2 protein-coding genes are annotated in these 988 nt (G+C 76.4%); one reads left to right on the top strand and one right to left on the bottom strand.

What is annotated here, in order from left to right; genetic code table 11:
• Positions 1–596, top strand: a 596-nt coding sequence (locus ACYVE9_RS28300) for a TetR/AcrR family transcriptional regulator (protein ID WP_461030737.1), incomplete at its 5' end; no start/stop codon positions are given.
• Between the two features lie 76 nt (positions 597–672).
• Here the strand turns inward: ACYVE9_RS28300 and ACYVE9_RS28295 are convergent.
• Positions 673–988 (bottom strand): acyl-CoA dehydrogenase C-terminal domain-containing protein (locus tag ACYVE9_RS28295; RefSeq protein WP_461030736.1); only part of this gene is annotated, 316 nt, incomplete at its 5' end.

Raw genomic sequence — 988 nt, 5'->3', positions numbered from 1 at the left:
CGGCGCGCCGCGCCGCCCTGCTCGACGCCGCCGAACGCGTGCTGTCCGACAGCGGCCACGCCGCTCTGACCCTGCGGGCGGTCGCGCAGGAGGCCGGCGTCCGGCTGGGGCACCTCCAGTACTACTTCCCCGCCCGAGACGACCTGGTCGCGCACCTGCTGGCCCGGGTGCTGCGCCGCTCGCTCGACCGGCTCGCCGAGACGGTGCCAGGCCTGGACGGCAGCGCGCCCGCGCCTCTCGACCGCCTCGTCGACCTGCTGCTCGCCGAGCAGGAGGACCCCGCCGCGGTACGCCTGTTCGTGGAGCTGTGGGCGCTCGCGGCACGTGACGAGACGGTCGCCGCGGTCGTGCGCGACTTCTACCGCGAGTACGCCGACCGCCTCGTCACCCAGCTCGCCCTGCACCTGGGCGAGCTGGGTGAGGCCGAACGCAGGTCGCGGGCCGAGGTGTTCATCGCGCTGATGGAGGGGACGGCCCTGCTGCGTTCGGGGGTGGCCGGGACGGCCGGTGCGGCCACCGACGAACTGGTCCGGCGCACCGCCCTGGCGGTGCTGCTCACCGGCTCGGCGGCGCCCCCGGCCGGTTCGCCGGGGTAGGTGGACGGCTCACCCGCGACGGGAGGGGGTCGTCGGGGGCTGCCGCCGGGCGGGGCGGCCCCCGCCCGGCCGGTGGTCACAGCCAGTCGGGGTCGGTGTCCAGGACCGTGCTGTCCAGCGCCGCCACCAGCGCGAACTGCGCCTCCGTTCTAGGCAGTTCGTAGCGGAAGAAGTAGCGGCACGCCTGGCGCTTGCCCTGGTGGAAGCCGTCGCCCTCCGGGTCGGCCGCCAGTGCCACGTCCAACCAGAGCCAGGCCAGCACCACGTGGCCGACCGCCTCGAGATAGGCCGACGCGTTGGCCAGCGCCCGGGTGGCGTCACCCGTCGCCCACGCCGCCGCCGTCACCTCGGTGGCCCGCCGCCACGCGGCCCGCAGGGCCTCGCCCTGGGCG

It is taken from the genome of Streptomyces sparsus, assembly GCF_054776295.1.
This window is presented reverse-complemented; position numbering and strand designations above follow the sequence as displayed.